The organism is Microcoleus sp. Pol7_A1, from assembly GCF_036701085.1.
GTDB lineage: Bacteria > Cyanobacteriota > Cyanobacteriia > Cyanobacteriales > Microcoleaceae > Microcoleus > Microcoleus asticus.
The window spans coordinates 54,971-79,799 of sequence record NZ_JAUBQD010000009.1 but is presented as its reverse complement, the minus strand read 5'-3'; the positions used below and the strand labels follow the sequence as shown (position 1 = coordinate 79,799).

Genomic DNA, 24,829 nt, shown 5'->3' with positions numbered 1-24,829 from the left:
ATTGCTTGGGTCTTCCCGGGCAGGCAGTCAACTGACTGCTGTATGCTGGTGAGAACTCCATCGTCTCGGGGTAGCAAAGCCGCACAAAGCCTGCTTGTCGCTATCTGGGGACTGAAATTTTGTGGAATCTAGACTTGAGTTAGTTAGTAAACAGTGATTTTGTTAGAGGGAAACTATGACCAGTAAGCCGGATCGCGTGGTTTTAATTGGCGTTGCCGGAGACTCCGGATGCGGAAAATCTACTTTTTTGCGCCGATTGACAGATTTGTTCGGGGAAGATTTCGTTACGGTAATCTGCCTTGACGACTATCATTGTCTCGATCGCAAGCAGCGCAAGGAAACAGGGATTACAGCCCTTGACCCGAGAGCGAACAATTTTGACCTGATGGCCGAGCAAATGAAGGCGCTCAAAGAAGGTCACGCGATCGACAAGCCGATTTACAACCACGAAACCGGTCTGCTCGATCCTCCTGAGCGGGTAGAGCCGAATCACGTGATTGTGATTGAAGGGCTGCATCCCCTTTACGACGAGCGAGTTCGATCGCTCCTCGACTTCAGCGTCTACCTCGACATCAGCGACGAGGTAAAAATTGCTTGGAAAATCCAGCGCGACATGGCGGAACGGGGCCACCGTTACGAAGACGTGCTGTTTGCGATCAATGCTCGCAAACCGGATTTTACCGCCTACATCGACCCGCAAAAGCAATATGCTGATGTGGTAATTCAAGTGTTGCCGACCAACTTGATCAAAGATGACAAGGAGCGGAAAGTTCTGCGCGTGCAGATGATCCAGCGCGAAGGCATCGCCAATTTTGAGCCTGCGTATTTGTTTGACGAAGGTTCAACAATTAACTGGGTTCCTTGCGGTCGCAAGCTGACTTGTTCCTATCCCGGAATTAAGATGTACTACGGGCCCGATGCTTTCTACGGTCACGAAGTCTCGATTTTGGAAGTAGATGGTCAATTCGAGAATCTCGAAGAAGTTATTTACATCGAAAGCCATTTGAGCAAGATTTCTGCGAAGTATGAAGGCGAGTTAACTCACCTGTTGCTCCAGCACCGCGAATATCCTGGTTCTAACAATGGAACTGGTTTGTTCCAAGTGTTAGTGGGATTGAAGATGCGGGCGACTTACGAGAAGTTGACCGCAAAAGAAGCGAAAGTTGCTATGAGTGTTTAGAACGCAGACATGAAAGATTTGAGAGGCGCGATCGCGCCTCTTTTTTTGTGGGAAAATGAACCGCAGAGGGCGCAGAGGGCGCAGAGTAGAGTTAGGGGAGGGTGTTTGCAAATAGAGAGGTTAAGAAGGTTTTTCCGGCTTCATGGAGGTCGCTATCTAGGGAAAAAGTTAGACTGCGAACTCGAATATCGTCATTTTTTATATCTAGTGGCTGTTTGAGGTTTTGCGGGTAGACGAGAATTGCATTTTGGCAATTTAAGGCATTTGCGTAAGCAACTATTTGATGACGGTCATCACTGCCTACTTTATCGGGAGCTTTGTATTTTGTATCGATGACGTATTGGACTTTTTTTGTTTCACTATCGCACAGCAGTAAGTCAATCCGATCGAAATAGTTTTGATCGTGGGTGACTCGGTGTTGTTGTTTGACAAAAAAGCCTTTTGGTGTATTTGCTTTGAGCCATTCAGCCACAAATTGTTCATATAAATTAGCCATGTCTATGAGAAAAGGGAGCATTTCGCGATCGCCACTTTCGTGACTAGGCCCTGTGTTATCTAAAAAGAATCGACATAAGGCGTGTAAAAGTTGATAATCTTGATTCAAACGGTGATAATTTCTATCAATACAAGCTTCTGATTTAAAAGGTGTTAATGTAACAAATCCTTGGAGTGCGTGAAAGGCTTTTCGCACAGTGGATGAAACAGATTCACGGCACAAACCGCTGCGGCCAATGATGAAGAGTGTCCAAGCGAGTATTTGATTGTCTTCGATATCGCCTGTTTGTTCGTTATAGTGGCATTTTAGTTTAACATCCCAAGGTTTTTGCAGGGCTGACCGCAAATCGACGCGGCCGCGAATGTAGGCGAGTCTTTCGGTTTTGGATAAGTAATCGCGATATAATCCTTTGCGGCAGCGTTCTAGAATTTTTTGGGCAAGAATGTTAGCTAATCTCTCGTAACTTTCTTGTAAAGATTGGCACTGAATCGATCCTTGGGGAAATTTTATCTTAAGGTTGTAGGCATAGTCAATCATTCCGAAGAGGTTGTTTATGGGAACCTTTGGCCGGATGGCAATGTGAAATTCTGGAGTGATTGGAATGTTGCCAACTCTGCCTTTAGATTTTAAGTGCCATTGATATTTTGTTTTAAAGTTGGGAAATTCTATCTCGATTTCCTTAGCATAATTATGGTATATTTTCTGTCCTACTGATTCTGGGATTGAGTCTTGTTCAAAAGTTGCTAATAGATATTCTTTAAGTTCGATAATTCGGCGGGATTCTGGTTTCATAATTGTGGTGGATGCGGTAACGCCACCGTATCAGCGTTAATGACGGCGTTAGATTGTCAATAGCCCAATTTATTCTTGATATTCTCCCAAAGAAACTCGTCCATTTTTTCCAGGTTATCAAAGAAGTATTCTTCGAGGTATGGCTCAATTTCCATTTCCCAAATATCTTGGATATCTTCAGCTAAGGTTTTTGTCAAAAAGAAGGAGATTCCTAATTCATAGTGTTTGTTGTTAATTGCGCGATTGACATCTTCTAGAATGTTAGTTAATTTATCAACTGGAAAACCTGTTTCCTCTCTCTGGTGATACTGTCGCAGGACTTCATAATTAGGATAAACGGGAATGAATGCGAAGCGGCGGCGGAGTGCGTTATCGACTAAGGCAATAGAACGGTCTGCGGTGTTCATTGTGCCGATAATGCGGACATTCGTAGGGATTCTAAACTTTTGACCGCTGGCTAGTGTAATAAAGCGTTTTGTGTCCTGTCGGTCATCTAGGAGATACATTAACTCGCCAAAGACTTGAGATAAATTTGCGCGATTAATTTCATCAATAATGATAACACAAGTGTCTTCACAGACTTCGGCTTTTTCGCAGAATTCTAGGAACCTACCGGGAACTATTGGGTAAGTTAATTGCCCATCTTGACTTTGGGGGCGGAGGCCTTGAATAAAGTCTTCATAAGTATAAGCTGGATGAAATTGGATAATGTCTGAAAAACCGTCACCGCCACCGATTAAGTGTTGGGCGAGTTTTTGAGCAAGGAAGGTTTTTCCGGTTCCGGGTGGGCCTTGGATGATGGTTTGGCCTTTGCGGTTAATGGTGTGTATCCATTGGGCTAGTTGGGTTGTTTTAAAACCAGTAGTTTGTGAAATTGCTTCTAGTTGATGCACTGGATTAAATTCCTTTTCATATACTGAAAGATATTCCCGAATATAAAGGAGTAAGGTGTCATTTTCATAATCCAAAGGACGCTCATCATACCAAGGATCATGACAATCATCATAACAAGACATCAACAATAATGGAAATACCTTTTTAAAGGTTTGTGCTATTTGATGAATTAACTGTTTGGCAGAATATCCTAATATTCCTTCTGCTTCAAGTGAGATAGCAACCTGAATATTAGTAAATTTTTTTCTAACTTTAGGGACTCTAGGGGGGGATGTTGTTTGCCAGTAAAAGCAAATATTTTCTAATAATTCATAAATTGTTTTTTGAGTTTTCATTATTATACTACTAAATTCCGCTGCCTCGGAATTACCACGAATTATTTTTAAGATCAAAGAGCAATGATGTTTATTTGGAAGTTTGTAACGATCGAGGATTTCTCTAGCACCTAGTTTGTCCCTCAAAAAACATTTATAATTGTTTAACATATCAACTAAATAGTAATTGTGGACTTCAAATCCAAAAATTAACTTGTGGTTTTCAAGTCTTAGCATTAACTGAGATCGATCTAGAGAATTGAAATCGTTACAATCCAACGCTATATTGTAAATAATTGGTTGCGAACGGTCTTTTTCAGTGAAATATCCAAACCTATCCCACCTGATATTAATATTTTTTTTGATATAATCAGGCAATAACTCTTCCACGTGGCTGAAGATATACTTTAATGGCTCTTCTACATCTTTCAAGAAATCTTTTTTGTGTGCAATGTAAAAACTTGAGCTGGGATTTTCATTAAATTGTGCCAATAGGTTAAATGTGTTTTCTGAAAAAGGACATTCAGGATGTACAAAAACTTTTTCCATTTTTTCTGTATGTTTAAGGTGACTCAATTGTTGTTCTTAAATTATTGTAGCCGATCGCCCTTCCCGACACCAGATATCTGAGATGCGATCGCACCCCCCATCCTTACCCTCATCAATTGCCCTGCCAAACCAGTAACACTGGCAAAACCTCTAACAACAGTTGCCGGAAAAGTTAAAACTGTGTCGAAACTATCTAAACGTGCTATATTCAACTCCGTAAACCCTGAACTGCCCTTTCAGGTATTGCAAATTTATAAACGAGTCAACTGAATGCTCTCTACTTTCAAGAAATTAGCTTCAATTGCAATCTTCTTTGTCGCAGTAAAACTTTTAGTTAACTATCCCCCTTTCAGAGAAGCAGAAAATTATATCGCAAATAGAAACCCAGCAAGTGCCACCTTAGACAATGGAACTCTGCACCAAAAATCCAGCAGTCCGCCTCCCGTACCTCGCAAAAAATCACCGGAGCAAAAGTTCGATGTAGTAGTGTATGGCGATGAAGTACCGGGGATATGTGCGGCGATATGGGCTAAGAAAACTTTAGGCGCAAAGGGCAAAGTTGCGATCGTGCGATCGAACTACAGAAGTGCTCCTTTGGGCGGCTTACTCACTCGCGGCGGTTTAGCTTACATCGATTTAGATAAAATCCCCGATTGGTACCGCCAACCCTACGCCCAATGTTTTAAGGAATTCTTAGATAAAGCGAATGCGCGCGAATCTTGCTTAGACCCAAAAAGGGCAGATCAAGCTCTCCGGCAAATGCTTTCAGCAGCAAAAGTCAGAGTAATTTCCAACTCAACTCTTACTCCCCACGTCGTAGATAAAAAAATTGAATATGCCGAAGTAAAAGGCAGCAATCTAATAATTAAAGCCAACTCTTTTATTGACGTAACTCAAGATGCCGAATTCGCCAGAAAAGCAGGGTTATCTTATTATACAGGATATGAATCTCAAAATATAAAATCCAAAAATGAAACTTTAGCTGTCTCTGTAGTTCCGAGAATTACGGGTATAACGATGTCCGAATTCCGCAGCATAGAAGATGAAATTCTATACAATCGGCCTTTGGTAAAAAAGATTAAAGACAGCATTATGAAATCTAAAGATCCGGCTAGTACAAAATTCTGGATGAGGAATTTCTGGAGTACGATTTATCAGCCATATACAGACGGCTACGACATCAGAAGCGTAGCTATAGGAGCAGCGTATCACATAGACAGAAATCTGCCCTTTAGCCAAAATAAAGGATTCTTTTTTGATAAAGGCAATGTCTGCGTTTATAACAAAAATGTGCTCTCCTGGAACGGGTTTCTGTTTAAATACCAAGTTGACCAAATCATGAAGATGGAAGCTAACGGCAGAAAACCGACTCCTGAGATGATTAGAGAAATGTCATTTCTCCAATACTGGCTACAAAAGAAATCTGGTAAAGATGTGAGAGTATTTATTCCAGACGAGGTTTATATCAGGCAAACTTTGAACGTTCGCGATGTGGTAGATCCGCTGACGGGGCAGGAGATTATCAAAGGGGGAACTGCACCCGAAAAGTCGATCGGCAGTTTTTCTTACGATTTCGATATGCGGGGCGGAGTCAAGAATTTATCTGCGAGAATTCCGCCGCTCCCAGTGTATAATTTCGGCATAGAAAACGCTTTGGCTAGCAAAGTCAAGAATTTAGCCATTGTCGGGCGATCGTCCGGTTATGTGGGTATGGCTGTATCCGTCGGGCGAATTGCGACGGTGAATATTTATCAAGGACAAGGTGTCGGCGTGGCCGCTGGTTTGGCTAGCAAGTTCGGGGTGCCGCTGAATACGATTACTTCGGCTGAAACGAAAAAAACTCTGGAGACTTTAACGGGGAAAACGACGTATTTGTCAGGGAGAGATACGAGTTATGGAGTGGATTATAAGGAGGTGAAATAGATATTAATGAGGATTTAACCGCTATTATTTATTGTGGGGTATGAACTATGAGGAGGTTTTTGGGGAATGTTATCAGAATGCTCGGCAAATGGCTGCGATTGAAACGGGGTTGGAGTTAGAGGTTTTTCCGATTGGGTCACCGTTTGGTGCTGAGGAGGTTTTAGCTGTTGATTTTTTACCTTTGAGTGAGGGGGAGTTAGCTAGTAACAAGTAGATAAGATCCCTGTACAGCCACTCAAAATATCAGTGCGACTGCCACACTCCAGTGTTTTGTGGGCTTTCTAGGAGAAATAACAAGAGCAGAATTTGAGCTTCACTATAGGAATTATCGCGAAGCCTTTTATCAAAAGCAAGAAATTTTCTCAAACAAAAACTTGCTTCCTTATAACGTTTCATTCCGAATAATATTTTTGCTTTATGATACCAAATTCCTGGCTCTTTGGGCGCCATCTTAATCGCTTCGTCAAAAGCTTTTAAGGAAGTGAAGTAGTCTCCTGCAAGATACTTAGCGTAAGCTAAGTTTACCCAATCTGCTGCTGTAGGTTCAGTGGGTATCAAAGAAATGTCTGGCAAATTTTCTAAATAAGCATTAACTGGAATCCCCCAACCAAATTTGGTGATAACGCTACTTCTATACCGCTTTTGAGCTTTTTCTACCTGTGATTGTTGTCTCTGGGATAGTTCCCCTGGACTAAGGGCAGCCAGTCTAGGAACTTTATCGTCACCAAGGCCGTGAACAGCAATTACTTTACCATCAGGTGTCACTACCGCCCCACCACTCATTCCACCAACAGTCCTAGCATTGTAAGCGACTTTATAACCCTGCTCAAAGCCCCTATCATCAATATAATCTACTTTTCCCGGAACCCATTCAAATTCTAAGGAAATTTCCTTACTAACAGGGTATCCAGCAATAAACACTTCATCACCTTCTTTAATAGTGTCGAAATTTTTAAACTGAAGAGCTTTATAAGGACAGCCACCCTTTCCAATATAAAAAGTGACCACTGCTAAGTCTAATTTAGGTAGCTGTTGGACGTTGGAAGCAGACCAAACTTTGTTGTCATAAGTTTGAATCTCAAGATTTATCTTGATTAGAGTTTTCGAGGTTTTATTGTCTAAGTTAGGAATTAAATCTTTGCTCGAAGCCACTACATGAGCAGCAGTCAAAACTGTACAAGCATTTTCAGTACCTTGAATAAAAAAGCCCGTTCCGTGTTGCTCTCGCAGATCCAGCTTTTGACTCTGGATAATAACCGAACTCTGCTTTATCTTTTGTTCTACCCTTTCAACAGGCTCTCCCTGAGTGCAGCCAACGAGTAAGAGAGCAGCAAGCTCAGGAATAATAAACCAGAACCAAGTTATTCTACGCATCACTCTTTTCCTAAAGGATCGTATTATGGCGGAAGTAAAAACACAGTGTATAATACGGGGAAGTCATGGAACATCTGTTGGGGGCATCTGGCACAGAAAGCGTAAAAGATACTGTTGCCAAGTATTATAGTACATTCTTTAAGCGCCGTCAGTTCAAATAGAACAAAATGAACCATCCTTTAAGTATCGTTATTATCGCAGCCTTACGGTTAGTCATTGGCTTTTTTTATGTTGGTTGGGGTGCTTCAATCATCCATCTAAGTTTTACTGTTATACTCAAGATACCTCAGCAAGAAGTAGGCGTTAATTTATATATGGGCCCCTATGATGCCCACTATTTATTTAGAGCATTAGGAGCGTATTATATTGTTTTAGGTCTATCCTCTATTGTGTTAAGTTTGCGTATATGGAAACGAAAAAAATGGAGCTGGAAAGGTGCTTTAGCCTTGAGCGCTATTGATGTTTGTCTCCAAATCATCGATTTAACACCACGACCTCTAATACATAATTATATTATGCTAGGTTTAGGGCTAAGTATTATTGTATACTTAGTTAAGCAAAAAAAAGTAGACTTTGTGTTTGATTAGCTTTTTTTAAAAACAATGAATCGTCCATTAGGTATTAGCTTGCTCGCTATTTTAAATTTTGCTAGCTCTGTTTTTTGTATATTTGGTGGAGTTTTAGTTATATGTGTTGGTAGTTTTAGGATTGTCACTTATAAATTAGGTTTAATCTTTGCTCAACAAAGCAATTTTCCTCTTAATGCGGAAGCTGTTTTCAAACAAGTGGGATTTTTTTTAGTTATTCAGGGATTAATTTTTATGGGATTAGCCATTAGTGAGTGGAGAATGAAGCAATGGGCTTGGATGGGACAAATAGTTATTTACCCAACTCTTTCGTTTTTAAGTGTAATTTCATCGGAGATGAAATTACAAAATTTAATAGGTTTTATGTTCAACACTATTATTATCATATATATGTGCAGATCTCGAATAAGAAATGCTTTTCGAGCTTAGAGAAGACCGTGTAATTTAATAAGAATAACATCCAAAGATTTATCATTCTTTCAGGTCAGTCTGAGAGCTATGTCTTTGATTCGGTCTATGTTATTTTATTATGGGGAACAAGCCCATCATACAAAATTTGTTTAGTTTAATTGTTTGTTTAATCGTTGGCGATTATAGGTTGCTACCTCGTTACTGGGATCAATTTTTATTGCTTGTTCAAATGAACGCATAGCTTGCTTATATCGCTGCAAATTCTCCAGAGCAATACCTCGATTATTCCAGATCTCAGAGTCATTGGGGTTAATTTGTATCACGAGGTTATATGAAGAGAGCGCTTCCTCATATCGCCTTAGTTTAAGAAGTATCAAACTTTTTAACTCTAAGGTACTATATAAACCTTTAACCTCTAGCGAGCGATTACAAGATTGAAGTGCTGCATCATATTGCTGCAAGTTGTACAATGTTCTACAGTTAAATAACTGGGTGTCAGCATCATCAGACTTGAGCTGAAGTGATTGATTTAAGGAGAGCAGTGCTTCATCATACCGTTTTAACTCCATTAAAGCAAATCCTCGCCACTTCCAAAACTCCCAAAGGTTTGGATCATCAGGAAACAGTTTAATTATCTGTTCTGAATTGATAACCACGTCGTTATATTGTCCCAATACCAGTGGCAACCACACTTGACAGCTCCATCCTGGACCAGAGTCTTGCTTAATTTCTATTGCTTTGTCGCAAGCTTGACGAGCTTCATGATTCTGTTTTAATAGCATTAGAACAAGTCCTTTGAGAGCATAAAATCGGTCTGGATTTAAAACCAACATGACAGCAATTATTACTGCTGCTAATGTTCCTAATCCGGCTATCGCGAATAAGCTTTTTTGGATGATGGATCTCAATTTCATAATTAATTGCTCTGCGGTTATTAGAGAAATTGCTAGCTATCGATCCTCTTCGGCTAGTTGAGAAGCCAAATCTATGGCTAAGGGTTCAGATGACAAGCCTCTTTCAATCGATGACACTTCGCCTTCAGAACTTTGGGGTGTAACTGTTATAAGGTTTTTCGGTAAAAGAGCCTCACCCATTTCTCGAAGTATTGAGTAAGGATTAGTACCAGGCTTGAGTGTTAACAGTACGGGACAACTCGAACCACTTTTTTTAGTTTTGGCACAGATAACGTATTGTTTGGGTGTGTTCGGAGCATTTTGATAAGTCAACTCAGTTAATCCTTCTTCTCGGTATTGATCCAAACGCTTTGCAATTTCGCGACATCGCTTTTCAGGTGGCCAGTCATCACCAAGAACAGAAACTATTTTCAACCAAGGTTTTGTCCCTTCATCGTATCGATACATCACCGTCCAAACACTTTTCTCTTGAGTAGAGCTAGGTTTGCCTTGAGTAGAGCTAGGTTGGAGAGCGCAATAGAAGCGATCGCTCTCTTTGACAACCAAAGAGACGGGAACCCAACCCATGTAGACAGCTAGGGCAATCAGAAAACCACCTGTACCGGATAAGGCACCTATAATATTTACAGCTAGATTGATTTTTTCTTTTCGTGTTGTCATTTTACCTAGTTTAATCCAACTTAATTTAAGGACTTATTTGGTGGAAAAGTTTAGTTGCCAGCTATTCGGTCTTCAATTGCTAACTTATCGGTCAAATCAATGACTAACTCCCCTGATGGAGAACTTTTGGCAGATGGAGAGTCAGGATCAGAACCTTGATAGACACCAGAGTTAATGTTCTTCAATAGAAGGGCATCAGCTATCTCACGCAATGTCTGGTCAGGATCATCATCAGGCATTAGAGTGATGAGTAGTTCGCAACCTCGTCCACTTTTCTTGGTATTGGCACAGATTATGTACTGCCTTGGTGTAGCTGGATCGGTACGGTAACTTAACTGCATCAGCCCATCTTTTCGGAGTTTTTCTAAACGTTCTACAATTGATTCACAACGCTTACTCTGTGTCCATCCGTCACCAAAAGTTCTAACTATCTTCAACCAAGGTTTTTTGCCATTATCATTGCGATAAGTCACTACATAAATTTTATTATCCCCTGTCGTGTCTGGTTGAATTTCACAAGCAAAGCGACTGTTCCAAGGAATCCTAACTCCCCCCCGCTCCAGCCAGTAAGTACCAATAGCTGTTACAACGATTAATGCAAGCACGGTTGCAAGTACAACAGGCTTACCTATTTGTCTATTTAACATTGTCTTTATGGAAACTTTACAGAGCTAACTTCACACTACACAGTGACATTTCCGTAAAAGGTACGCTTTCCATATCCTTTCGGTGAATAAGCTTTCAAGAATGGGCTGTCGCCAACGAATCTTTTTTGCTTTTGCGTAAACCTTGAACCCTTAACCATTATAGCCTTGTGTCCGCTAACGCTACAACAGGTTGGCTGTTCTGCTAACGTACAGAATGGCAAACCTTGCATTGCCTTGTACAGGACAAGGCGTTCAGGGAGGCGACAACGTTCAACCAGCAGCTACTAACTAAGGATGATCCTCAATCCCTCCCAACTCTCTTCCCTCTGCGCCCTCTGCGGTTCCAATCTTTTCTCTTCCCTCACCTGTGGCACAATCTAAATAAGATCAAACTCTCAAGCCACCATGACCGCAAACCTACCCCCGCAATACGACCCCAAAGCCACCGAAACCAAGTGGCAAAAATACTGGGAAGACAATCAAACCTTCAAAGCTGACCCAGAAGCCGGCGGCGAACCTTACTGCGTCGTCATTCCGCCGCCCAACGTGACCGGCAGCCTCCACATGGGACACGCTTTTGAAGAGACGCTGATTGATGTCCTCGTCCGCTATCACCGCATGACTGGACGCAATACGCTGTGGTTGCCGGGAACGGATCATGCTAGCATCGCAGTTCAAACTATTCTCGAAAAGCAACTCAAAGCAGAAGGCAAAACTCGCCACGATTTAGGCCGAGAAAAATTCTTGGAACGGGCCTGGGAGTGGAAAGCTGAATCGGGCAATACTATTACTAATCAATTGCGCAGTTTGGGCGTGTCTGTCGATTGGTCGCGCGAACGCTTTACGATGGATGAAGGCTTATCCGCTGCGGTTTTAGAAGCGTTTGTCCGGCTGTACGATGAGGGGCTGATTTATCGCGGCAATTACCTGGTGAATTGGTGTCCGGCCAGTCAGTCTGCTGTGTCGGATTTGGAGGTAGACCAGCAGGAAGTTGACGGTCATTTGTGGCATTTCCGCTATCCTTTGACGGACGGTTCTGGTTATTTGGAGGTGGCGACGACTCGGCCCGAAACGATGTTGGGCGATACTGCGGTGGCGGTTAATCCGCAGGACGATCGCTACAAACATCTTATCGGTAAAACTGTGACTTTGCCGATCGTGAATCGCGAAATCCCAATCATTGCTGATGAGTTTGTCGATCCGACTTTCGGAACAGGTTGTGTCAAGGTGACACCCGCCCACGATCCGAATGACTTCGAGATGGGTAAGCGTCACAACTTGCCGTTTATTAACATTATGAATAAGGACGGCACTTTAAATGAAAATGCCGGAGAGTTCCAGGGACAAGACCGATTTGTTGCCCGGAAAAATGTGGTGCAGCGGTTAGAAAATGACGGGGTTTTGGTTAAAATAGAAGATTATAAGCATACTGTTCCCTACAGCGAACGCGGCAAAGTCCCGGTCGAACCTTTGATATCTACACAATGGTTTGTGAAGATAGAGCCTCTTTCTCAACGTGCTTTACAAGCATTAGATCAAAGTAACTCACCAGTCTTTGTTCCTGACAGATGGACAAAGGTTTATCGGGATTGGTTGGTGAAGCTGAAGGATTGGTGTATCTCCCGACAATTGTGGTGGGGACACCAAATACCGGCTTGGTATGCTGTTAGCGAAACCCAAGGAGAAATTACTGATACAACGCCGTTTGTGGTGGCGAAAAATGAAGCTGATGCTAAGGAAAAAGCAACGGCTAAATTTGGTAATGACGTGCAACTAGCAAGAGATCCAGACGTATTGGATACTTGGTTTTCGTCCGGGTTGTGGCCTTTCTCAACTTTGGGATGGCCGGACGAAACTAAAGATTTGGAGTTTTACTATCCCACAACTACTTTGGTTACAGGTTTTGATATCATCTTTTTCTGGGTTGCTAGAATGACGATGATGGCAGGACATTTTACTGAAAAAATGCCTTTTGATACTGTTTACATTCACGGTTTGGTGTTGGATGAAAACGGTCAGAAAATGTCTAAGAGTAAAAATAACGGTATCGACCCGCTGCTGTTGATTGGCAAGTACGGTACTGATGCTTTGCGCTACACTTTGGTAAAGGAAGTGGTTGGGGCCGGTCAAAATATTCGCATGGAGTACGATCGCAAAACTGATGAATCGAAATCAGTGGAAGCTTCGCGGAACTTCACGAATAAGTTGTGGAATGCCGCCAGGTTTGTGATGATGAATTTGGAGGGACACACTCCGCAGCAGTTGGGAAGTCCTTCTGTGGGAGGTGGTTTGGAATTGTGCGATCGCTGGATTCTTTCTCGCTACAATCAAGTTGTGCAAGAAAGTCGCACTTGTTTGGAAAATTACGGTTTGGGGGAAGCGGCGAAGGGACTTTATGAGTTTATTTGGGGCGATTTCTGTGACTGGTATATTGAGTTAGTCAAGTCTCGCTTGCAACAGGATGCTGAACCAAGTTCTAAGAAAGTGGCACAGCAAACTTTTGCTTTTGTGTTGGAAGGGATTCTGAAACTACTGCATCCTTTTATGCCGCACATTACTGAGGAGATTTGGCACACTCTGACTCAAACAGGTGATGATCAATGTTTGGCTTTGCAAGCTTATCCTGAAGCTGATATATCGCTAATTGATGCTGAATTAGAACAGGAGTTTGAGTTGTTGTTCGGTACAATTCGCACAGTTCGCAATTTGCGGGCAGATGCTGATATCAAACCCAGTGTGAAGGTGACGGCGATTTTGCAAAGCGAAAGCGAGAAAGAACGCCAAATCATCTCAGATGGAGGCGTTTACATTCAGGATTTGGCAAAAGTCGAGAATCTGACAGTTACTGCTAATTTGGATGCAGATTTGGGACAGACAATTGCTGGGGTTGTCGGTACTGTGCAAGTATTGATTCCTCTGGCTGGGGTCGTGGATTTGGCGGCTTTGCGTGCTAAATTAGAGAAGAAGTTGAGCAAGGTGGAAGCTGAAATTAAGCATACTGCGGCGCGCTTGACTAATCAGAAGTTTGTGGATAAGGCTACTCCTGATGTGGTTCAGGGGGCGAGGGATGCTTTGGCGGAAGCCGAAAAACAAGCGGAGATTTTGCGCGATCGGCTAAAGGTGTTTTAATAGTTGACTGGTGACTGTTGACAGTTGACTGTGGCGGGGGCGGGTTTACGAGATAGTTAGTTTCAGACCTAGATTTTTTGTAAAACCCGCCCGTACAAGAGCGCAAATCCTACAAGAAATAACCAATTACTAATTACTAATTCCTAATTACCAATCACTAATTACCCTTATGCTATATTTAGCGCAAGTACAAAATCAGGAAAATTTAGGCGAGATAAGTCTGCAATTGCTGGCTTGCCAAAATTCTGATGATACTTGGGCTATTCTTAGTGAAGAAAGTTTCTTGACATTACAGAAAGATTTTGCTCAAAATCCAATTAACTCTGCAACGAATGTTTTAAATGAAGGAATTTTAGTATTAGCAAATGTTGACGAAAATAGCCAGGTTTTGCATATTCAAGCAGCTACAAACTGGGTACTACAATTAGTAGAGAAATATTTAACAACAGGCTTTACTCCCGATTTTTTGCAGCAAGAAGCCCAAAAAGCAGAAGATTGGAGGCAATCTCTCACTTTGCAGAGTCAAGAATTGTCTCGCCGCTTGATTGAAGTTGAAGCCCGCCGAGAACAAATTCAAAATTTAGAAGCAAAACTCCAGCAGGAAAAGCAATTGTTAGAAAGTTCGATCGCCCAATTGCAAATTCCGCCCGCTACTCCACTAATTTGATTTATAATTTGACTTAAATTAACACACCAAACGTAGGGACACGGCACTAGCGCGTCCCCACAAACCTAATATGCAATTTGCTGGACATCATATAATTTGTAACTTGACAAATACCCCTTACCCGTTGCTGAATCGCCAGCAAAATTGCCTGCGGCTAAAGCACTTTTGACTTCAGCCAAGCGGCGGGGAGACACAGCAGTTTCTGAGAATTGCGAACATAAGCCCGCTTCTGAAAAACATCGTACTGATTGCGTTCGATCGCATTTAAGATTCTGCTGTACAGCATAGTAGCCGCCCAAACTGTCCAGCGGATATCGGGACTCAGCACTTTAATTCCGGGTTCGGCGCTGGCGTATAATTTGCGAGCTCGCTGAATTTGAAACCGCATCAATTCCCGCCAGCGGTTGTCAATGACACCGTTGAATAAATCTTCTTCGGTGTAGTTAAACAAAGCTAAGTCTTCTAAGGGAATGTAAATGCGGCCGCGGCGGGCGTCTTCTCCGACATCGCGCAGAATATTAGTCAACTGCTTGGCAATACCGAGGGAAATGGCTTCTTCTTTGGGAATTCTATTCCCCCAGTGCCAATTCCAGTTAGCAGCGGACTTCGATTCGTCTACACCCATGACAGACATCGACATCAGCCCTACAGTACCCGCTACTCGATAACAGTAAAGATTGAGCTCTTCAAAAGTTTCGTAGCGGCTGCGGTACAAATCCATTTGCTGGCCCGCAATCATCTCCCGAAACGGCTGAATGTCGATCGGGAAACGAGACAGCGTATCCACCAAAGCTACGTCGTAGTCGTCGTGAGGATGGCCGGCAAACACAGATTCTAGGCGTTTTTCCCACAGATTGAGGGTTTCAGGGGTCGTTGCATCAGAACCCGGCCCGTCTACGAGTTCGTCGGTGCGGCGGCACCAGACGTAAATCGCCCAAATCGCCCGACGCTTAGCTTCGGGCATGAGTTGAGTGCCTAAATAAAAATTTTTGGCATAACTCGCCGTGACTTGGCGGCACAGTTCGTAAGAGTCATCCACAGAAGCCAGAGTTCTCATGCACTGGAGTTTTGACAGTTGCAGCATCCGAGAATAAGAAATTTAAAGATTAGAACTGACATTCCCCCGTTTAGAAAACGGGAGATTCTTTTACGTTTTTATGAAAAATTCTTAATTTTTCATTTGTTATTGGCCGTCGAAATAGCCTGCGCTGTCAGCTTACCAGAAAGCACGGCACCTTCCATACTCGCAAGATAACGCTGCATTGTATAATCCCCCGTTAGATAGAAATTGCTAATGGGAGTTGTTTGTGTGGGACGGCACTGCTGGCGTCCGGGAGTGGCTTTGTAAACGGAACGTGGGGTTTTGACTACGTGATATTTGAGCAGTTTGGCTGGTTCTGGGATTTGATCGGGAAAGAGTTTTTCTAACTCGACCATTGTGGCTGCGACGATATCTTCGTCAGATTTGCCGATCCAGTCTTTGGCCGGTGCTAAAACCAGTTCCAGCATTGATTTGTCTGGGTTGGCATATTCGCGGCAGGTGTTGCTCATGTCGGCGTAGACGCTCAGCAGGGGCGATCGCGAGAACAGCAAATGGTCGATTTCAGTTAGCTTGCGATCGAACCACAAGTGTACATTAATGACGGGTACTCCCTCCAAGCCTTCGAGCTGTTTGAAATAATCCATTTCGCCCCAAGGTTTCGGCATCATCAGCTTCAGCGGGTCAACAGGCATCGCAGAAACGTAAATATCGGCCGTCAGAATTTCTGACTCTGCCCCTTTTACGCCCCGAATATGGAAGCCGCGCACCGTGTTGTCATCGTTGAGCAAAAACTCTTTGATGGGTGCATTCAGCCGTACTTCGCCACCGCGCTCAGTTATGTAGTCTACCATCGGCTGACACAACCTCTCTGTGGGGGAACCGTCTAAAAAGGCCATTTTCGAGCCGTTTTTCTCTTGCAGGAAGCGGTTGAGGGCTGTCAGCAGTATGGTTGCAGATATTTCGTGGGGGTCGATGAAGTTGAGCGCCTTGGACATGGCGATGAATACTTCTTTTTCGACTCTGGGGGGGACGTTTTGCTTTTTGAGCCAGTCGGAAAACGAGTATTTGTCCATTTCTTCGACATAGTTTTGACCCTGAAGCATCGCCGGAATCAAACCTATACCGAAGCGGATTTTTTCGGGCCAGGTGAGCATATCGTTGTTGCCCAGGATGGCTGCGACGCCGTTGAAGGGGGCCGGAAGATCGGGAAAGTCAAACCGCGAATAAGTTCCGGGGTTGTTTGGCTGATTGAAAATCATGCTGTGCTGTTTCCATTGCAGCCTGTCTTCGATGTCGAGTTCTTTGAAGAGTTGGAGCATATTTGGGTATGCACCGAAGAAGATGTGAAGGCCGGTTTCGTACCAGTCGCCGTCTGCATCTTTCCAGGCGGCGACTTTGCCGCCGAGTACGTCCCGACTTTCTAGGAGGATGGGGGTGTGGCCCGCGTCGGTAAGATATTTTGCGCAGGAAAGTCCTGCTAAGCCTGCTCCGGCGATCGCAACTCGCATTTGATACTACTTGGCCTCTGTGTTCGCTTCGGTTTAATTATACTTTACAACTCGTTACATTTTTTGGGAACTGGGGCTGGTGGATGTGAGGGGATTTGAGATTTGAGATTTGAGATTTGAGATTGCTCCCACAGCCGCAATCCGGGGGCTTGTGAGGATGACGCAGAGCTTTTTTCTGGCTCCCCAGCCGCGAGCCGGGGGCCCGGGACCAAATTGCTTGATTGTCAAAGGACTGTTCCCAAAGATGCAATACCTCAGTATTAACGGAAATATAGGACTTTTTGCTATCATCAATTATGAGGAAAATTTCAATAAATTAGTTAAATTTATGGTACAAACAATTCAAGCTAGAAATGTCGCACTGAATGATTTGGAAACCCACTTCAAAATTGAGTGGGTTGAGGATGACCAATTTTTTCGCGAGTGGCAAGATGATTTGCCAGAAATCAGTGATTATGAAAAACAACGATTAGACAGAGTGAAAGCAAGTTACAGGAATTTGCTCAAACATCCGCCGCTGCTCGAAAATTCAGTCAAAATGGTGGTGCTGTCTCCGTTTTTGGATTTAGCTGATTTTTATCTTGCTCCTTTTCATGTTACTTCAGAAAAATCTGTAGAAATTGTTGACGAAGATGAGGGAGTGATTGTCAGGGGACAGTTGGATGTTTTGGCTTTATTTCAAGAGTTGTGGGTAATAGTTATCGAGTCCAAGCAAGCGGCGTTTTCTTTGGAAGTAGGCATACCGCAGTTATTGGCTTATATGTTAGCGAATGTGACGGGCGATCGACCTACTTACGGATTGTTAATGAATGGGGCAGATTTTCTATTTGTCAAATTAGTTAAGCGGGAAAAACCACAGTATGCTTTTTCTCGAAAGTTTTACCTTTTCAATCCGGGAAACGATTTGTACAGCGTGCTGAGTATTTTGAAGCGCCTTGGTGAGTTGAATGTTGGCAATACAGTTTAGAAAGCGATCGCCTCCAGAAGAGCGCGATCGCTCAGAGACACGGTTGTACTTCGTTTAAATAAAAAATCAACAATGAACTAATTAGAATCCCCAGTCTTATTTAGACAATTGTTCGCAGTGCCGCTAGCCCCCCAAGGTGTAGTGGGTAAAAATAATAGAAAAATCTTTTTTCTAGAGCCGTTGGTTTTTGGTCTTTAGAGGTATCGTAGAATGCCAGAACTAGCGGTGTCAATATAGCGAAAATTTGAATCCAGCTTTTGCAACTAATTGCATATCCGATATTTGCTATAGTCCAGCCGAACCACCAAAGGCGATCGCCTCCTCCTTTCCACCTAATCATCAATAGCGGGCAAGCCACTGCATACCAGCCGTAACTCACTCCTAAAATTTGAGCAGTTACTAGACCTGTGCTTAAAACTGCAATTTTGCGATCGAAGCGTCGGATGTAGCTCAAAGTTAGTGCTGCTGCGGCAAAGCTAAACATGATGTTTAACTGTAAATTGCCAAAAAGTAACATATGAGGTACTTGAGAAAGTACCCCAAATAATATCAGTCGAGTAATTAGAGGATTTTTGTCCCCCGGTCGTTTCCAGTTTTGAGCAAACACCCAACTAAACAACGGAAAACTGAGGCGGCCGATGATGCGCATGGGTTCTGCTTCAAGCATCAATCCGATGTGGTCTATTAGCATTAGAGCAGCGGCCAACCATTTAATTTGATTTTGATTCATACAATTAATTCTCTAATTCTGTTATTAAAAGTTCGTTTGTTGTACTAATTCAATATTTTTTGTGATTTTTTGAGACAATCTATTTACAAACTTTCGATTTGTCAGTATGTCTGATATGCTATAGAGTGCCGTTATTGAAATTTTGTTTAATTTCGATAGTTCGTATTTTATCTATTTTTTATGAAAACAGTATTTGTTTTTATTAAAATTTCAGTAGAATTAAATCGAGTTTACTCACAATCAATCGTTAAAGCAACGCCTAAATTAAATATAACAAGTTCTCTTTAATTTAGGTGTATTAAAAAAGATACGTAAAAACACTGTTGTGTACTCCTTAAGGTAGATTTACCTTAAATTTATTGATTCGGACGAAATAATAATTGAGTTAATTTTACTGACATCGATCGCGACATCGCGACTACTACACCGACGATGCCTCCGCAGCCTTCGGTGACGGCTTCATCCAGAATTACTACAGTGAAGAGGGAACAGGCGCTGGTGGTAATTTTTGGCTCGGTACAGGTGCGGTAGAGGGAATAGGAACTGGCGGTAAACTTTGGTGCGGTACGGGTAGGGAAGTTGGTTGGGGTTTCGGTTGAGGCAGACCGGGAACACGGATATATCTCCAATTACCAGTAAACAATAGGTACATAACACCCGCAAGCACGACACCGCTAACAACAGCAGCAGTAATCTTCCAAACACTGTAGGGACGTTCGCCTTGAACTTCAGCGGTGCGTGCATTAACCATTACTTGATATCGCTGGTTTTGATAGCGATAGGCACACAACCACACAGGTAACAAAATATGTTTAAAAGTGATAGCATTGTAATCAGTGGAAATGCTGTGAACCCGCTGCTCGTCGCCACCAATATTCCTGCAAACATCAAAGTGAATAGTACCGGCCATGACATTTTTAGCAGATTCAAATCCTTGAGTGAGAGAAACTTGCGATCGCTGCGCTTCAAACCCAGCTAAATAAGATGAATTGTAAGCGCGCAGCGACTCTTTGAGATGCCAAGGTTCTAACGCATCCAGACGGCGGCGATCGACTGAAGTTGTGGCCGGAATCAGAATATCGTCAAAAGAGCGATCGACTCTGCCAGAAGCAGACCACCACCTGGTATGTTGCACTTCGCGAGTTTTAGTTTCTGTTTCCCCCTGCGAGTTTGTTTCCGTATAAGTTTCAGTTACGTAGTAGTGTTCTCCGCGAGAACCTTGATAGTAACTAACCGTATAAGTGTCGTAAGTCCAAAACGGCAAATAAACCCCTTGAATTTTCTCCTGTTGGGCTAGGGATTTCAAAGCAGAAGGAGCAAACCAGCGGTTGCTTAGCCACTTCTGAATGCTTTCTCTGGCCTGTTTATCAGTAACTTCAAAAGGGACAATTCCCTCTGGATGCACACTCGGGCTAGCTTTTTCAGGTTGCGTCACAATTGGAGAAGCACAAAATGGGCATTGGCCCGCTACTTTCGGCGGTTCAAAAGTAACACTTGCTCCGCAATCATTGCATTTTACTTCAAGGGCGGTTGTTGATAAAGTTGTCAGCGTTGTTTCGTCGACTTGGAGATATTGTTCGTAAGAGTTCTCCTTTACCTCTTCAGCAGTTTGGGGAATTGCATCTTCCCAGCCGCAGTAAGCACACTTGAGCTTTCCTGTTTGGGGGTTGAACTCTAAATAAGCCCCGCAGCTAGGACAGGGAAAACGCTTAACAGCAGGTTCCGAAGTATTCATAATAGTTTATTGGTGATGTAATTGGTAATTGGTAATCGGGAAAGCATCCCAATTACCAATTACCAATTAACTAAATATGCAAAATTTTAGGCTGCCGCTGGCGGGGGAGGCGGCGGTACTGTCGCCAACAAAGATGCTAATTCCGGCACTTGCGATGCTAACTTCCAGCCGTCAAAACCCGCACGCCACACCATTACCTGATGTGTCAAACCATTTTGCAGAAGTTGATGCAATTCAAAAGGGCCTGATTGTTGACCGTTCTGGGCAATATACCACTGAGTTTGTGTTGGCGGGGGAGGTGGCGGCGGTGTTTGCGATGCTGGTGACTGCATCATATTTGTCATTTGCTGACCTAGTGCCATTCCCATGCCCAATTCTAATGCTTGATTGCCGCCGCTAGGGTTATTTGCTGATGCTTCTATGGCGTTAGCAGCTTGATATTGGGTATATTGCTGCATATTTCCCAGAAGTCCGATTGAGGCTCGTTTGTCGAGTGCTGCTTCAACTTCAGGCGGCATCGAGATATTTTCAATTAATAGCTGAGTTAACTCTAACCCAAACTGCTGGATACTTTGCTCTATGGCAACTCGTACCTGTTCGCCCATGTGGGTGTAGTTGGCTGCAAAGTCTAGCAGGGGAACGCGGGAATTGCCAACCCAATTGGCAAAGGCACTGACTATTGTATTGCGGAGTTGATCGCTGATTTCATCTACTTGAAATAGTCCGTCAGTGCTGATTAGTTGTTTTAAGAGTTGTTCTGGATGAGAAACTTTAATGTTGTATGTGCCAAAAGCCCGCATTCGCACTGGACCGAGTTCTGGATCGCGGATAATTACAGGGTTAGAGGTTCCCCATCTCAGGTTGGTAAATATTTTGGTGTTAAAAAAGTAGACTTCTGCTTTAAAGGGAGAGTTGAAACCGTAGGGCCAACCTTTTAAGGTGCTGAGAACGGGTAAGTTGCGTGTGTACAGTTCGTACATTCCCGGATCGAAGACATCGGCAACTTGGCCTTCGCTGACAAAGACTGCTATTTGTCCGGGTCGTACAGTTAGTTTAGCACCTTGTTTAATTTCGTTTTGGTGGCGCTCGAATCGATAGACAATGGTATCGCTGGTATTGTCCAACCATTCGATGATATCGACAAATTCGCCGCGAATCTTGTCAAAGAGTCCCATAGATTTATGTTGAGTTGTTGTTTGATTTTAGCTTCAATAGGAGCGATCGATGTTCCCGATCGCCATTGTTAAGTTTTTACGTGCGATCGCGCTCAGATGGGGGCGATCGCACTTGCAGACAATTCACAATTCCGGTTCAATTCCAGCCGAGCGCAACTGAGCGCGCAATTGCTCTAATTGGTCTTCTGCTTGTTGAGCTCTTTCTTGTTCGCGATCGGCTCTTTCTGCTCCCGATAACAACAGATTCCCTTCACTATCCCACCAGGGCAGCCAAGATAACTCAACATTTTGATACCTTCCTTGCCAAATTCCCAATTCCACTCCTAACGGTTCAATGGGATAATGACCGCGATCGTTTGCAGCAACTAATTGATACCTATCTTCGATCAGGTGATAGACTTCAACGCTAGCCTTAGTTACTTCATAAATCCCGTAAAATGCCGGACGGATGACATTTTCATAAATCCAGAATTTACCCGGCTTAGTTTCCTGTTGATCGGAACGCAACAAAGGCGTTCTGTCCCGTTCTTCTGCACCATTGCCCGATACAAATTCTAACACAATTAACGGTGCTACAAATTCTTGCCACATCACATAATAACGGCGCAATTGACCGTCAATAGTTGGCGGAACATTAGGCACATAAAACCAGTCAGGCGCTTCTGCACCCCGTTCTAGCGGCTCAGTTAATCGCCAATAAATCCCGCTATCTTGACCGATACAATAGTTACCATCTGGATGAATGCTTTGGAAGACGGGAGTAATTGAATCGGTTAACAGAATACTTTGGGGATGTTTTTGAAAATTTTCAACAAAAGTACCGTCGGATTCTGGTAGCTGAGTGTGGTCTGGCCAGCCTGTAGGGTTGTTTTCTACATCTAGGGTAAATTTCATAATGTTATTTGGGTCGCAAGCATTGTTTTGAAAGAAGTTTTGATTTTGAGTAGATGCAAACTCGATCCATCTAACTCAGCCCTCTATCTCCCAATCCTCCAGACGCAAACCCTCAACGCGGCTGAACTCGCGGGTATTGTGAGTTACAAGAATTAGGTTGTTGGCAAGAGCAATAGAGGCAATCAAGAGGTCATTAGGACCGATAGGTGTCCCAGATGCAGCTAGTTGAGCGCGAATTTGACCGTAAATTACGGCAGACTGGTCATCAAAAGGCAAGCTTACAAACTCACTGAAAAAACGTTCTAGTCTAGCTAGATTGCTATCTTCACGCGAACTTCTAAAAGCACCCCAGTAAAGTTCTGCTTTAACGACAGAGCATAATGTTACATCAACCGATCGCATCATTGCTAGTCGGCGAGATACGGCTGAGTTGCGGTCTTCGTTTAACAAACGGATACAACTATTAGTGTCTAAAAGATAAATCACAGCAATTCTTCCCGCATTTCATATTCCAACTGATCGGGACGAACAAGCGGTTCTCCTTCCCAACTTCCTATTACTGTCTCAAAAAAACCGGGAGACCAGCCTAAATCTTCCGGTGTTTTAGCTTCAGTTGCAGGTGATATGCGCTGGAAAACTACAATAACTTCCAAATCTGTATCTTTAATCCCAACCGGGACTTGCAAATGCAACATCCCGTCCCCACCGACGCGCGATCGTATTTTAATACTTTGCATAACTCTGGCCTCATTAAGTTTGTACTGAAATTCAATATTGTCAGGAATTACTCATCTATGCCAAAGAAACCGGGTTTTTTACCCAATATGTGGGTGAGTGCGAAAGATTTTCGTCAAAAAACCCGGTTCTGACCACCCGTGCGTCATTCTACCTCTATATTTAGGATTGGTGTATCTCATTAATTTCGCACCCGAACCCGAGTTAATCCAAAACCAATTAATCGCGCTGGAATATTTCGCAAAATTGGTAACTGCAACAAAGCTGGCGGTGTAAACGGTCGATCGCTATTTAATGCCCCTTTAATAATTTGCTTCTGTATCAAGGACTGAAATGCTTGAATTACCCGCGTGGGCAACTCCCGCTGTCGCTGCACTTCTGCCAAATCCCACAGATGCAAGTGATGGTTTTTCAGGGGGTTGCTGAGTACATTGGCCGCGACGACAGCATCTTGAATAGCATAGTTAATTCCCACACCGCCTACGGGCGACATGACGTGAGCGGCATCCCCAATTAAGAGCAAACCGGGACGATACCAGCGGGGAAGGCGACTCGATTCAACGGACAGAAAAGAAATTTGCGACCAATCTTTTAGTTGCTCTACCCTATCTGCAAATTCTGGTGCTAATTCAGCAACAGATTTTTGCAAAGCTTCTATTCCTGATTCGCGCAATTTCTGATAGCTGCCTTTCAGAATAATGTAACCGAGTTGCCAATAATCCAAGCGGTCGATCGTGACTAATAAATGACCTCCAACAGCTCGACCTCCCACGCCGGAATCTTTGACATCATCGGCACTGCGCGGCAAACGAAACCAAAGGACATCCATCGGCGAGGAAGTTTTAATCGGTTCAAAACCTGCTAATTGGCGAAGGCGGGAAAAGCGACCGTCTGCACCGACAGTGAGGGTCGATCGCACTTCATGCCATCCCCCGCGTCCCCGGTATCGAATTCCGCACACAACGCCATTTTCTACAATCGTTTCTTGTGCATTAGCTCCCATTACTAGCTGAAAATAGGGGTAGCGCTGCGCTTCGGCAATGATGAATTCGAGAAACTTGACTTGGGGAAGGATAGTGATGTAAGGATACTTGGTTTTGAGACAGGACAAATCTACGAGTGTGGCGGTATTTCCAGCAGCTTGGATGGTGAGTTGGCGCATTTTTGTATGGGGCAATTCCAGCAATTTTTCTGCTAAACCCAATTGATCCATAATTTCCATTACTGACGGATGCAGCGTATCGCCGCGAAATTCTCGGTCAAAATCTTTGTGTACTTCTAGCAGCATGACTGGAATGTTTTGCCGCGCTAAAAGTAATGCTAAAACAGCACCCGCAGGTCCACCTCCGACTATGCAGCAGCTTGTCTGCTGCACGTCAACGATCGAGTGTTCTTGAGAGGATTCTGAATTCTGAACAGAGTTGACAGTCATATTTTTATGTTCCTGTTTTCTCAACAATCCTGCTAGCTGCTTTTAGTTTAGCAAAACGCAGTAGTTAATCAATT

The 24,829-nt window shown here is 43.4% G+C and carries 24 protein-coding genes; 8 read left to right on the top strand and 16 right to left on the bottom strand.

Features of this window, described 5'->3' with window-relative positions:
* The first annotated feature begins 175 nt into the window (after window positions 1-175).
* Complete coding sequence (locus QUA20_RS08080; RefSeq protein WP_333187424.1) at window positions 176-1,180, top strand: phosphoribulokinase; 1,005 nt, start codon at window positions 176-178, stop codon at window positions 1,178-1,180.
* A gap of 91 nt (window positions 1,181-1,271) precedes the next feature.
* Here QUA20_RS08080 and QUA20_RS08075 read toward each other — a convergent pair whose 3' ends face one another.
* Genes QUA20_RS08075 through QUA20_RS08065 form a run of 3 tightly spaced genes read right to left on the bottom strand, consistent with a single transcriptional unit; the run spans window position 1,272 to window position 4,437 of the window.
* Window positions 1,272-2,468, bottom strand: a complete 1,197-nt coding sequence (locus tag QUA20_RS08075; protein ID WP_333187421.1) for a 5-methylcytosine restriction system specificity protein McrC — start codon at window positions 2,466-2,468, stop codon at window positions 1,272-1,274.
* Between the two features lie 56 nt (window positions 2,469-2,524).
* Entirely contained in the window at window positions 2,525-4,225 is a 1,701-nt protein-coding gene (locus QUA20_RS08070; RefSeq protein WP_333187419.1) for an AAA family ATPase, read from the bottom strand.
* Window positions 4,226-4,266: 41 nt separating this feature from the next.
* A complete protein-coding gene (locus tag QUA20_RS08065; protein ID WP_333187416.1) occupies window positions 4,267-4,437 on the bottom strand; it encodes a hypothetical protein in 171 nt (56 codons plus the stop codon).
* 58 nt (window positions 4,438-4,495) lie between these two features.
* Between QUA20_RS08065 and QUA20_RS08060 the strand changes: the two genes are divergently transcribed.
* Both QUA20_RS08060 and QUA20_RS08055 read left to right on the top strand, forming a co-directional pair.
* A complete protein-coding gene (locus QUA20_RS08060; protein WP_333187414.1) occupies window positions 4,496-6,148 on the top strand; it encodes an FAD-dependent oxidoreductase in 1,653 nt (550 codons plus the stop codon).
* Between the two features lie 40 nt (window positions 6,149-6,188).
* Window positions 6,189-6,362, top strand: a complete 174-nt coding sequence (locus QUA20_RS08055; protein WP_333187412.1) for a DUF29 family protein — start codon at window positions 6,189-6,191, stop codon at window positions 6,360-6,362.
* 29 nt (window positions 6,363-6,391) lie between these two features.
* Here the strand turns inward: QUA20_RS08055 and QUA20_RS08050 are convergent, their stop codons facing one another.
* Window positions 6,392-7,522 carry a tetratricopeptide repeat-containing serine protease family protein gene (locus QUA20_RS08050; RefSeq protein ID WP_333187410.1) on the bottom strand — a complete coding sequence of 377 codons (1,131 nt, stop codon included), beginning with the start codon at window positions 7,520-7,522 and terminating at the stop codon, window positions 6,392-6,394.
* 167 nt (window positions 7,523-7,689) lie between these two features.
* Here QUA20_RS08050 and QUA20_RS08045 point away from each other — a divergent pair, with 167 nt between their 5' ends.
* Both QUA20_RS08045 and QUA20_RS08040 read left to right on the top strand, forming a co-directional pair.
* The gene (locus QUA20_RS08045; protein WP_333187408.1) at window positions 7,690-8,109 is read left to right on the top strand and encodes a hypothetical protein; all 420 of its coding nucleotides are present in this window, start codon (window positions 7,690-7,692) and stop codon (window positions 8,107-8,109) included.
* Between the two features lie 15 nt (window positions 8,110-8,124).
* Window positions 8,125-8,538 carry a hypothetical protein gene (locus QUA20_RS08040; RefSeq protein WP_333187405.1) on the top strand — a complete coding sequence of 138 codons (414 nt, stop codon included), beginning with the start codon at window positions 8,125-8,127 and terminating at the stop codon, window positions 8,536-8,538.
* Window positions 8,539-8,669: 131 nt separating this feature from the next.
* On the opposite strand, the gene QUA20_RS08035 is transcribed toward QUA20_RS08040, so the two are convergent.
* From QUA20_RS08035 to QUA20_RS08025, 3 genes are read right to left on the bottom strand one after another with little or no spacing between them, the layout of a single operon-like run.
* A complete protein-coding gene (locus QUA20_RS08035; protein WP_333187402.1) occupies window positions 8,670-9,434 on the bottom strand; it encodes a tetratricopeptide repeat protein in 765 nt (254 codons plus the stop codon).
* Between the two features lie 36 nt (window positions 9,435-9,470).
* A complete protein-coding gene (locus tag QUA20_RS08030) occupies window positions 9,471-10,094 on the bottom strand; it encodes a COP23 domain-containing protein (RefSeq protein ID WP_333187399.1) in 624 nt (207 codons plus the stop codon).
* 50 nt (window positions 10,095-10,144) lie between these two features.
* Window positions 10,145-10,741: a COP23 domain-containing protein gene (locus QUA20_RS08025; protein WP_333187397.1), complete on the bottom strand. Its 597-nt coding sequence runs from the start codon at window positions 10,739-10,741 to the stop codon at window positions 10,145-10,147.
* A 405-nt stretch (window positions 10,742-11,146) separates the two neighbouring features.
* Here QUA20_RS08025 and QUA20_RS08020 point away from each other — a divergent pair, with 405 nt between their 5' ends.
* On the top strand, window positions 11,147-13,870 hold the full coding sequence (locus QUA20_RS08020) for a valine--tRNA ligase (RefSeq protein ID WP_333187395.1): 2,724 nt from the start codon (window positions 11,147-11,149) through the stop codon (window positions 13,868-13,870).
* A gap of 169 nt (window positions 13,871-14,039) precedes the next feature.
* Window positions 14,040-14,537: a hypothetical protein gene (locus QUA20_RS08015; protein ID WP_333187393.1), complete on the top strand. Its 498-nt coding sequence runs from the start codon at window positions 14,040-14,042 to the stop codon at window positions 14,535-14,537.
* A 154-nt stretch (window positions 14,538-14,691) separates the two neighbouring features.
* Here QUA20_RS08015 and crtB read toward each other — a convergent pair whose 3' ends face one another.
* Both crtB and pds read right to left on the bottom strand, forming a co-directional pair.
* Window positions 14,692-15,621, bottom strand: a complete 930-nt coding sequence (gene crtB, locus QUA20_RS08010) for a 15-cis-phytoene synthase CrtB (protein ID WP_333187391.1) — start codon at window positions 15,619-15,621, stop codon at window positions 14,692-14,694.
* A 92-nt stretch (window positions 15,622-15,713) separates the two neighbouring features.
* The gene (gene pds / locus QUA20_RS08005) at window positions 15,714-17,087 is read right to left on the bottom strand and encodes a 15-cis-phytoene desaturase (protein WP_333187388.1); all 1,374 of its coding nucleotides are present in this window, start codon (window positions 17,085-17,087) and stop codon (window positions 15,714-15,716) included.
* Between the two features lie 244 nt (window positions 17,088-17,331).
* Between pds and QUA20_RS08000 the strand changes: the two genes are divergently transcribed.
* Window positions 17,332-18,054 carry a restriction endonuclease subunit R gene (locus tag QUA20_RS08000; RefSeq protein WP_333187385.1) on the top strand — a complete coding sequence of 241 codons (723 nt, stop codon included), beginning with the start codon at window positions 17,332-17,334 and terminating at the stop codon, window positions 18,052-18,054.
* Window positions 18,055-18,154: 100 nt separating this feature from the next.
* On the opposite strand, the gene QUA20_RS07995 is transcribed toward QUA20_RS08000, so the two are convergent.
* From QUA20_RS07995 to QUA20_RS07965, 7 genes are all read right to left on the bottom strand, one after another.
* Complete coding sequence (locus QUA20_RS07995; protein ID WP_333187383.1) at window positions 18,155-18,784, bottom strand: TraX family protein; 630 nt, start codon at window positions 18,782-18,784, stop codon at window positions 18,155-18,157.
* Window positions 18,785-19,256: 472 nt separating this feature from the next.
* Window positions 19,257-20,519, bottom strand: a complete 1,263-nt coding sequence (locus QUA20_RS07990; RefSeq protein WP_333187381.1) for a hypothetical protein — start codon at window positions 20,517-20,519, stop codon at window positions 19,257-19,259.
* Window positions 20,520-20,605: 86 nt separating this feature from the next.
* Window positions 20,606-21,694 carry an SPFH domain-containing protein gene (locus QUA20_RS07985; RefSeq protein ID WP_333187379.1) on the bottom strand — a complete coding sequence of 363 codons (1,089 nt, stop codon included), beginning with the start codon at window positions 21,692-21,694 and terminating at the stop codon, window positions 20,606-20,608.
* Between the two features lie 123 nt (window positions 21,695-21,817).
* Window positions 21,818-22,588, bottom strand: coding sequence for a Uma2 family endonuclease (locus tag QUA20_RS07980; RefSeq protein ID WP_333187376.1), 771 nt, complete (start codon window positions 22,586-22,588; stop codon window positions 21,818-21,820).
* 75 nt (window positions 22,589-22,663) lie between these two features.
* Window positions 22,664-23,074, bottom strand: coding sequence for a type II toxin-antitoxin system tRNA(fMet)-specific endonuclease VapC (gene vapC / locus QUA20_RS07975; RefSeq protein WP_333187373.1), 411 nt, complete (start codon window positions 23,072-23,074; stop codon window positions 22,664-22,666).
* A complete protein-coding gene (locus QUA20_RS07970) occupies window positions 23,071-23,325 on the bottom strand; it encodes a hypothetical protein (RefSeq protein WP_333187370.1) in 255 nt (84 codons plus the stop codon). The genes vapC and QUA20_RS07970 overlap by 4 nt, the downstream gene beginning before the upstream one ends.
* 179 nt (window positions 23,326-23,504) lie before the next feature.
* Window positions 23,505-24,755, bottom strand: coding sequence for an FAD-dependent oxidoreductase (locus QUA20_RS07965; RefSeq protein WP_333187368.1), 1,251 nt, complete (start codon window positions 24,753-24,755; stop codon window positions 23,505-23,507).
* Window positions 24,756-24,829: the final 74 nt, after the last annotated feature.

Coding starts and splice junctions, on each gene's coding strand:
- QUA20_RS08080 (WP_333187424.1), top strand. CDS start 176: ATGACCAGTAAGCCGGATCGCGTGGTTTTAATTGGCGTTGCCGGAGAC.
- QUA20_RS08075 (WP_333187421.1), bottom strand. CDS start 2,468: ATGAAACCAGAATCCCGCCGAATTATCGAACTTAAAGAATATCTATTA.
- QUA20_RS08070 (WP_333187419.1), bottom strand. CDS start 4,225: ATGGAAAAAGTTTTTGTACATCCTGAATGTCCTTTTTCAGAAAACACA.
- QUA20_RS08060 (WP_333187414.1), top strand. CDS start 4,496: ATGCTCTCTACTTTCAAGAAATTAGCTTCAATTGCAATCTTCTTTGTC.
- QUA20_RS08055 (WP_333187412.1), top strand. CDS start 6,189: ATGAACTATGAGGAGGTTTTTGGGGAATGTTATCAGAATGCTCGGCAA.
- QUA20_RS08050 (WP_333187410.1), bottom strand. CDS start 7,522: ATGCGTAGAATAACTTGGTTCTGGTTTATTATTCCTGAGCTTGCTGCT.
- QUA20_RS08045 (WP_333187408.1), top strand. CDS start 7,690: ATGAACCATCCTTTAAGTATCGTTATTATCGCAGCCTTACGGTTAGTC.
- QUA20_RS08040 (WP_333187405.1), top strand. CDS start 8,125: ATGAATCGTCCATTAGGTATTAGCTTGCTCGCTATTTTAAATTTTGCT.
- QUA20_RS08035 (WP_333187402.1), bottom strand. CDS start 9,434: ATGAAATTGAGATCCATCATCCAAAAAAGCTTATTCGCGATAGCCGGA.
- QUA20_RS08030 (WP_333187399.1), bottom strand. CDS start 10,094: ATGACAACACGAAAAGAAAAAATCAATCTAGCTGTAAATATTATAGGT.
- QUA20_RS08025 (WP_333187397.1), bottom strand. CDS start 10,741: ATGTTAAATAGACAAATAGGTAAGCCTGTTGTACTTGCAACCGTGCTT.
- QUA20_RS08020 (WP_333187395.1), top strand. CDS start 11,147: ATGACCGCAAACCTACCCCCGCAATACGACCCCAAAGCCACCGAAACC.
- QUA20_RS08015 (WP_333187393.1), top strand. CDS start 14,040: ATGCTATATTTAGCGCAAGTACAAAATCAGGAAAATTTAGGCGAGATA.
- crtB (WP_333187391.1), bottom strand. CDS start 15,621: ATGCTGCAACTGTCAAAACTCCAGTGCATGAGAACTCTGGCTTCTGTG.
- pds (WP_333187388.1), bottom strand. CDS start 17,087: ATGCGAGTTGCGATCGCCGGAGCAGGCTTAGCAGGACTTTCCTGCGCA.
- QUA20_RS08000 (WP_333187385.1), top strand. CDS start 17,332: ATGCAATACCTCAGTATTAACGGAAATATAGGACTTTTTGCTATCATC.
- QUA20_RS07995 (WP_333187383.1), bottom strand. CDS start 18,784: ATGAATCAAAATCAAATTAAATGGTTGGCCGCTGCTCTAATGCTAATA.
- QUA20_RS07990 (WP_333187381.1), bottom strand. CDS start 20,519: ATGAATACTTCGGAACCTGCTGTTAAGCGTTTTCCCTGTCCTAGCTGC.
- QUA20_RS07985 (WP_333187379.1), bottom strand. CDS start 21,694: ATGGGACTCTTTGACAAGATTCGCGGCGAATTTGTCGATATCATCGAA.
- QUA20_RS07980 (WP_333187376.1), bottom strand. CDS start 22,588: ATGAAATTTACCCTAGATGTAGAAAACAACCCTACAGGCTGGCCAGAC.
- QUA20_RS07970 (WP_333187370.1), bottom strand. CDS start 23,325: ATGCAAAGTATTAAAATACGATCGCGCGTCGGTGGGGACGGGATGTTG.
- QUA20_RS07965 (WP_333187368.1), bottom strand. CDS start 24,755: ATGACTGTCAACTCTGTTCAGAATTCAGAATCCTCTCAAGAACACTCG.